The sequence below is a fragment of the Eggerthella sp. genome (assembly GCF_048329335.1).
GTDB classification, from domain to species: Bacteria; Actinomycetota; Coriobacteriia; order Coriobacteriales; family Eggerthellaceae; genus Eggerthella; species Eggerthella lenta.
Genome location: NZ_DBFEGU010000197.1, coordinates 1 through 7,828, shown reverse-complemented (window position 1 = coordinate 7,828; position 7,828 = coordinate 1). Strand labels below are relative to the sequence as shown.

The window sequence follows — 7,828 nt, the reverse complement described above, 5'->3', positions numbered from 1 at the left end:
CTATGGGCCGACTGGCATCGGGGAGGGAGAGGAGGGATACGCCAACCGGCCCCGAATCGGTTGCGGGCCGCTTTACGCCTTCAGGTCCTCGATGACGCTTTCGGCAGCGCAGTAGCCGGAGGTCAGCGCCGAACCGCAGCTATTGCCAGCCGTGGGCGTGGCGTACTGGATGCCGTAGCGCTGGCCACAGGTGTTGCCGGCGGCGTACAGGCCCGCAATGGGCTGCTTCTCGCCGGTGAGCACCTGGTAGCGGCCGTCGGTGCAGATGGCCGCATGCTGGCACAGGCCGCCGGAAGGATTGCCGCCCGTGGTGCCGAACGAGGCGAAGAAGGGAGCGTCCTTGATGGGCAGCAGGTTCTGCGGGTCGCAGCCCCAGTCGTCGTCGTGGCCCTTCGCGCACAGCTCGTTGTAGCGCTCCACCTCGGCCAGAAAGTTCGTCTTGGCCTCGCCGGTGTAGCCCACGATCTCGGCCAGCTCCTCAAGCGTGTCGGCAGCGTACACCGTGGAGTACTCTTTGCCGAAGCGGGAGAAGGCGCGCACGTCGAAGCCGTCCTTGCCGGTTTTGTAGTTCGCCATGTTCTCGCGCACTTCTTCCACCATGTAGTCCGAGCTGCGGTCCATCGTCTCGTGGCCGTACCCTTGGTGCGACAGGTACTCTTCCCAGTTCGCGTCGGTCACGTTCACCAGCAGCTGGCCCTCGGGAAGCATGTCCAGGTAGCCGTTGGAGCCGTGCTTCACCATGGTCTCGTTCATGAAGCGCTTGCCGTCGTTGCCGAAGCACGGCCATGCGCCGCCGAACGCGAAGCCCGGCACACCGTTGATGCCCGCGGCCTGGCCGGCGCGGGGGCCGCCCTCCATCGTGCCGCCGGCCCACATGCACATGCGGATGCCCGAGCCGTCGCGGCCCATGCCCCCGATGCTGGTGGCGTCGGTGCGGTCGTTGCCGTACGACCAGGCCAGGTTGCGCATCTGGTCGGACAGGTCGAGGCGCATGTCGGGGTTGCCGCCGAAGTCGCCCGCCGCCACGACCACGGCCTTCGCGTTGATCTGGTGGTACGCGCCGTCGACATCCTGGAAGACGGCCCCGGTCACCGCGTCGCCGTCCTGCACCAGCACCACGCCCTGGTAACCCCACTTGATGGTGCCGCCGGCTTCCTCGAACGCCGCGTGCACCGAGCGGATGACGAACGGCCACATGTTGATGTTGGATTCCTCGTCGCGCCACTGAGTCATGGCCGGCCACGACCTCTGCCCGCAGCACTCGCCGTTGAAGTTGTCGTTGCCCTTGTAGTTCGAGGTCTTCGCATACTTCTCCACGTACTCGGCGGGAATGTGCCCCACCATCCAGTCGAGCATCTCGCCCGAGCGCATGGCGTAGTCGCGCACGATCTTCTGGTGCGCATGGCCGCGCGAGAGGCGCATGTACTCGTTGAACACCTCGGTGGTGTCGATCTCGGGCGTGCCTTTGTCCAGGAACAGCTTCGAGTTGTAGCAGGCCATGTCGCAGGCGTATTCGTCGTACTCGTCGTAGGTCTGCATATCGGCCAAGAAGACGTTCGCGCCTTCCTCCTGGCAGCGCAGCGCCGCCACGGTGCCCGCGTTGCCCGCGCCGATGACCAGCACGTCGCAGTCCTCGGTATCGGCGATGTCGCTGACCACGGGCGCGTCGCCCAACCACGCCGGCTTGTTCAGCATGAAGTCGGCCGGCTTGATGCCCAGCTGCTCGCAGCCGCCGCCCGCGGACAGCACGCCGTCGCCCTTGAGGGCGATGTACTCTTCGGGCGTGGTAGGCGCCTTCGCGCTGGCATTCTGGCCGCGGTTGAACGTCGACAGCTCCTGCATCACGTCGTACGTGCCCGCTTCGCCGGAATCGGCGGCCGCCGCCGAGGCGGTGGAGGCCGACTGCTGCGGCGAGCATCCGCCCAGCGCTCCCAGCGCGGCGACGCTCATCGTGCCGGCGGCCGCCCCCTTCAAGAAGTCGCGACGCGACCAGCTGTGCTTCGAGGTGGTTCCCATGTTCCCGCTCCCTTCAATCATGTGCCCATGTTCCGATCCCGGCGTCGCCCGCTTCTGTTGTGCGGCGCCGGACGTTCGGCTACACTACGGTGCAGGCCGGGGTTTCGCCATCACTGAAAGCGATGATTTCGGAATCCGCAGGGTGCGCCGCACGCGCCCACCCTATAGCTGAATTTGGTGATTTGCGCTATCTACGAGGGAAAACGCCGAGGCGTTGCAGGGAGGGCATGGAAAGCGCGCAACAACACGACTCGAAGCAGGCGTCTCCGGCGCCCGTCTCGTTCAAGCCCGCGCTGCTGGGCGCGGGACTGCTGTTCTCCGTCTTCCTCAATGCGATCCGCTTCTTTTCTGAGCACGGAACGGGCGCGACGCCCTCGCTGCACCCCTTCGCGGTGTACGCCGGCTGGGGGCTGACGGGCGCGGGCATCGTGCTCGCCGCGCTGGCCATGTTGGCCAAGCGCGCAGATCGACGCACGCCCGACCTCACCCGCACGGCGCCTCTGGTGACAGGCGCCTGCCTGGTCGCCATCGGAGTGCAGTTCATGCTGCCGCTGTACACGCAGCTGACGCTGCCGTTCGCCGAGCCCGCCATGTTCGGCCTGGCGTTCGGAGCGGGACTTGCCATGCTCGCCACGGCGTGGGGCTCGGTGTTCGCGCGGCTCGAACCGGAGAATTTGCTGTTCAACAGCGCATGGGGCATCGTGGCGGCAGCAGTCGTCCATTTCGCGGCCGAGCCGCTTTCCCCCTCTCCCATCGGGTTGGCGCTGATCGCATGCTCGCTTGTCACATCGGTGGCGCTGCTGTTCGTCGCCCGCACGTTCAACGACGAGACTGCGGCACCGCACCCCGCCGGCGCCGAAAGCGCAAGCGAGGATGACCATCGCATCCGGCTGCGCAAGGCAGCCGCCATATTGTGGATGCCCCTCGTAGGGGCGTGCATCACCTGCTTCATCTTCGGGCTCACCTGGGATCCCGTCATCTCGAGCGAGCAGATGCGCCTGCCCGATCCGCTGGGAGCGTGGAAATCGCTCATCGGGCCGTCGCTGCTGGCCATCGTCGTCGCGCTGTTCGTGCTGCGCAAGGCAAACTCGTCGCCGCTCAGATTGCTCAACCAGGCCGTGTATCCCATCGCCGTGGCGCTTCTGCTCGCGCTGCCCGTCATCAGCTCCGACAGCGATGTCGCAGCGGGTATCATCGACGTGCTCACCCAGGCCAGCTTCGCGGTGATCGCGCTGGCCATCTGGTGCAGCATGGCCAGCGCCGTCCGCAGCGTGCCCTTTGCCGCCACGTTCGTATTCCCGGCCTGTCTCGCGCTGCTAGCGCTCGCGTTCGTGGCCGGCCTGTGCGGCATCGCCGTCATCGGCACCGACGGCCGCACGATCTGTCTCATCATGCTCACCGTGTACCTGGCGCTCATCGCCATATCGTTCGCGCAAGGCTCGCGGCAGCGCGAAGGCCGGCGCACCGAGCCTCACGGCGCGGACGACTCGCGCACGTACATCCACCGCCGCTGCGACACGCTGGCAGCCGAACGGGGGCTGTCGCCGCGCGAGCGCGAGGTGCTGTACTACCTGGGACGAGGCTACAATCACGGCTATGTGGCCGAGAAGCTCTACATCTCCGAGAACACCGTGCGCACCCACGTGCGCCACATCTACGCGAAGCTCGCCATCAACTCGCGCGAGGAGCTACTCGCCATGATCGACGACGAAACGCCGAGAGGTTGAAGGTCGGCAGATTGAAGGCCGGCAGCGCCCGAGACGCGGTATGATGAGAGGCGACGCAGGCGGTATCGGATGCTAGGAGCGCTGCTGCATGAACATTCTCGACTATCTCGGCACGGAGTTCGCCTCATTCGAGGAAAAGCCGTTCAACCCGGTCGATTCGGCGGCGCTTTCCCAGTTCTGCATGGTGCGCGCCGAAGGGATCGTGCCGCCGCTGCGCGAGCGCAAGGCGTTCGGCAGGCTCGGCACCATCGTGAAGAACCTGCTATCCCCTTCGGGACGCCCCGCCCACTTCCTCGATACATTGCGTGCCGAACACTATGAGCATATGTTCTCGGGCCTCATCCCTGGCCGCGTGAAGGAAAATATGCTGGCACTCGCCGCCAGCCCGCGGTTTCGCGACATGGTCATCCGCGATTACCTCAGCCTGTTCGATACCGAGCGGCAGACGCAGTTCGCCGCCATGACGTTCGTCTACAAGAAGGAATTCGCCTACGTGGGCTTCCGCGGAACCGACACGTCCATCACCGGCTGGCGCGAGAACTTCAACATGTGCTACACCGCGCCCGTGCCCGCCCAGGAGCAAGCCGCGCGCTACCTGGAGGCCGTAGCGCCGCACCTGCCTCGCCGGCTGTTCGTGGGCGGCCACTCGAAGGGCGCCAACCTCGCGCTGTACGCCGCGCTGAACGCGTCCGCCGCTGTGCAGGACCGCATCGAGCGCGTGTACACGCACGACGGCCCCGGTTTCAAAGCGGGCGCGTTCTCGCCCGATGATTGGAGAAAGCTGGACGGCCGCATCCACCGCACCGTCCCGCAGGACTCCGTCATCGGTATGCTCATGGAGTCGCACACCCCGCCGCTCGTGGTGCACAGCACCGAGCGCGGCCTTTTGCAGCACAGCCCGTTCTCGTGGGAGGTCGACGGCGACGATTTCGTCTACCTCGACAACCTCACCGAAAACGCCCGGTTCACCGACGCGCTGCTCACCGAATGGCTGGCGCGCTACTCCGACGAGGAAGCGGCGGCCATCGTCGACGCGCTGTTCAAAGCCGTCGAGGCCTCGGGCGCCCAGAACGCCACCGAGGTCTTCTTCGGCGGGGCGAAAACGGTGGCCCTGCTGAGCGAGGCGGCCAAGAACATCGACGGGACCGCTCGCGAAACCCTGGTCGGCGCCCTCGGCTCGCTTGCCGAGCTGGCAGGCCACCGCGTCACCCAGGGCATCGTCGAACGCATCGTCCCGAAGAAAAAAGCGCGCTCTTAGAACGCGGGCTCCTCCGCCTGCACCGCGCCGCTTCGCACGTGCGCGGCGCCCATCAGGCGCTTTGCCGCAGCCATACCCACCAGCAGCAGCGCGGCGCTCGCAACGCCCGTGCCAATGCCCAGCATCAGGCCGGGATCGTACGAGCCGAAGCGGTCGAACAGGAACCCATACACCGAAATGCCCAGCGAGCCTACCAGCGATGTGCCGATGCTCACGTACGAGAACAGCGTGCCGTAATCCTTCGATCCGAACGCGCTGCGCACCAGCAGCGGCACGTTCACCGTCACCATCGCCGTAAGCACGCCGAACAAGGCGGCCGCCACCATGACCATCCCCACGTTGCCGTTCGAGGCTAGGAACAGCGCGAACGCGGTCACGCCCACGCCGAAGCCGCACAGCGTCGCGTTGCGCGGCCCCACGGCGTCGGCCAGCCACCCCAGCACCAGCTTGCCCACGATGTTGCTGATCATGGCGATGGAAGGAAGGAACGCTGCGACGGCGGCGAGCCCGACGGTGCCGGCGTACGTGGGCATCAGCTGCAAAAACGCGCTCTCGAGCGACAGGAATCCCGCAACCAGGAACACGCACGCGAACGCCAGCGAACGCACGGCGCGAGCCGCCGAGACGCCGGACGCCGTTTCGGCTCCGCTGCTCGCCGGGGTGTCTTCCACCTCGTCGGCTCCATAGGCATCGCGCGGGTCGGCCGGCTTGAACTTCATCACCAGCAGCGAGAACGGCAGCACCAGCACGGCTGCGATCAGGGCGAGCACCGCATAGGTGGGCCGCCATCCCAACGATTGGATGAGCGCGCCGCCCAACGGGTTCATCACCGCCCCGCCGATGCCCGAGCAGGCCATGGCGATGCCCATCGCAAGGCCCGCCTTCTTCTTGAACCAGTTGCCTATCATGACGGGTGCCGGCAGCAGGAACGCGAACGCGGCCGCCACGCCCAGCACCGCCCCCGCCACGTACCACTGCCACACCGCGTTGAACTGCCCCATGGACGCGAACGCCAGCGCGGCCGCCACCATGCCGACGCTCACCAGCACGCGCATGCTCACCTTCGGCAACAGCTTCCCCGCCACGGGAAGCGCCGCCGTCATGCACAAACCCTGGATCGTGAAGTACAGCATGAAGCTGCCCTGCGAGAACTGCAGATCGCCCAGCACGGCGGGAACCATGATGCCCGCCGCGTTGTTGATGGTGCCCATGCCTCCCGCTTGCAGGAAGCAACAGGCGATGAGGATGAGCCATGCCGGATGCAATCGGCGCGAACGCCGTTCACCGCCTGTTTGGTTCGTCGTGTGCTGCCGCATGCGCATACTCCCTTCTCCGCTCTGGGGCCGCCAGGCCTTCGAGCGTTTTCGGTTAAAAGATGCGCCATTCAATCACGGAACCGATGCCGCCGAAGCCGACCGATGGCGGGCGTAGCGCCTCGCTCGGTCAGCGAGCAGCAGAGAACGAAAGCGACCCGCAAGCGGCGGCGAAGAAGCACGCGAGCGGCAAGCCCGATCGCGCCCGAACGAAGCCGCCAACATACGGCGAACCCGCGCTGCGCAGAGCCGACGAGCGCACACGGGCGATGCCGCTCGCCGGCGATTCGCGCCCGGAGCTTGCAGCGAAGAGTGCGAGGATGCGAACCGCTGTTGGACGTCCAGCGACTCCTACGTGCTCAATGGGCTGGGGATGTCCGACGGCGAAGGCGCGAGAGCAGCTCCTGGGTGCTGACATCGCTCAGGGCGGTGCTGCTGGACATCCCCGCCTCCAGGGCCTCGACGTCGCTCAGCGCATCGGCAAGCATGTTGAGCACCAGCTCGAACGCGCGATCGATTCCCTGTTCGGGATCGACGGTTTCCTCGATGCGCTCGGCGCCAACCTGGGCGAGCCATAGCTTGAAAGGCTCGGCCTTCGGAGAGGGAACGGACTGGATGATGCGCAGGACACCGTGAGTTGTCGCGTCTGCAACGCTCCTATTTCTTGAGGATCCTCTTGAGGTACGTGGTATCCAGAACGTTCACCGTCTCGAACTTCCCTTTGTAGAACACGCCCCAGTTGTTAAAGACGCCGGGCAGCTCCTTCGCCTTTTGCAGCGAATCCACTTGGATGAGCGTCAGCGGCACGTCGTTCGCCTCGCAATACCGCCGGATCGCCTCGATGCGCTCGGGCACGTAAGGGCACTGGAAATCGTAGTAGATCGTCAGCTCGTCGCTGTCGATAGCCTGGGCTTTCGCGTGCGGCGCGAACCGCGGCACCGTCCCGTCGAACGACAGAGCCAGCAACTCGTAGCCGTCGTCGGTAGCGTCGACCACTTCGAAGCCGAACTTCCGCGCGAACGCCTGATCGGTCAGCCACGCCTTCTGCTTCTTCGCCCCCAGCAGGCACACGCCCGACTTGCCTTGCACTCGCGCGTCGGCCAGGCAGTACTCCATGAGCGCGCGCCCGTAGCCTTTGCCCTTGCCGGCACCGTACGCCCAGAGGCAGTACACGTACAGGTAGTTGTCGCCCAGCACGGGAACCCACGCCGTTTCAAGCGGCGCGTACTCGATGAAAACCGGGTCTTTCACCTGCAGCTTTCGGAACACATGGCCTTCGCGCAGCCGATCGGCGAGCCATTGGCGCTTCGCCTCGACGCCGGGATGGGGCTTCCTGACGCGAATGATGCAGGAAAGATGCTCGTCGGCAAGGTTCTCGGGGGTTAGGTTGACGAATTCGGGATCCATGCTCCTCCTAAAGAAACCATTCCAAATGACCGCAGCTTTGGCATACAAGCACACGCGCGGTCGCGTTGGCCCAATCGAGGTTGAGAAGCGACGCGCCGGCTGTGTTC

At 65.8% G+C, this 7,828-nt stretch carries 6 protein-coding genes; 3 read left to right on the top strand and 3 right to left on the bottom strand.

Annotated features, from left to right (window positions below; translation table 11 throughout):
- Window positions 1-72 precede the first annotated feature (72 nt).
- Window positions 73-2,016, bottom strand: a complete 1,944-nt coding sequence (locus ACMO6A_RS06525) for an FAD-binding protein (RefSeq protein ID WP_009305851.1) — start codon at window positions 2,014-2,016, stop codon at window positions 73-75.
- A 227-nt stretch (window positions 2,017-2,243) separates the two neighbouring features.
- Here ACMO6A_RS06525 and ACMO6A_RS06520 point away from each other — a divergent pair, with 227 nt between their 5' ends.
- Both ACMO6A_RS06520 and ACMO6A_RS06515 read left to right on the top strand, forming a co-directional pair.
- Window positions 2,244-3,743, top strand: coding sequence for a helix-turn-helix transcriptional regulator (locus tag ACMO6A_RS06520; RefSeq protein WP_009305849.1), 1,500 nt, complete (start codon window positions 2,244-2,246; stop codon window positions 3,741-3,743).
- An 88-nt stretch (window positions 3,744-3,831) separates the two neighbouring features.
- Window positions 3,832-5,001, top strand: a complete 1,170-nt coding sequence (locus tag ACMO6A_RS06515) for an Mbeg1-like protein (RefSeq protein ID WP_009608095.1) — start codon at window positions 3,832-3,834, stop codon at window positions 4,999-5,001.
- On the opposite strand, the gene ACMO6A_RS06510 is transcribed toward ACMO6A_RS06515, so the two are convergent.
- Window positions 4,998-6,317 (bottom strand): MFS transporter, encoded by a 1,320-nt coding sequence (locus ACMO6A_RS06510; RefSeq protein WP_226844242.1) that lies wholly within the window; start codon window positions 6,315-6,317, stop codon window positions 4,998-5,000. The two genes, ACMO6A_RS06515 and ACMO6A_RS06510, sit on opposite strands and share 4 nt — an antisense overlap.
- Window positions 6,318-6,400: 83 nt before the next feature.
- On the opposite strand from ACMO6A_RS06510, the gene ACMO6A_RS06505 reads away from it, so the two are divergent.
- Window positions 6,401-6,892 carry a hypothetical protein gene (locus ACMO6A_RS06505; RefSeq protein ID WP_035576727.1) on the top strand — a complete coding sequence of 164 codons (492 nt, stop codon included), beginning with the start codon at window positions 6,401-6,403 and terminating at the stop codon, window positions 6,890-6,892.
- Between the two features lie 79 nt (window positions 6,893-6,971).
- Here the strand turns inward: ACMO6A_RS06505 and ACMO6A_RS06500 are convergent, their stop codons facing one another.
- Window positions 6,972-7,721 (bottom strand): YoaP domain-containing protein, encoded by a 750-nt coding sequence (locus ACMO6A_RS06500; RefSeq protein ID WP_009305837.1) that lies wholly within the window; start codon window positions 7,719-7,721, stop codon window positions 6,972-6,974.
- Window positions 7,722-7,828: the final 107 nt, after the last annotated feature.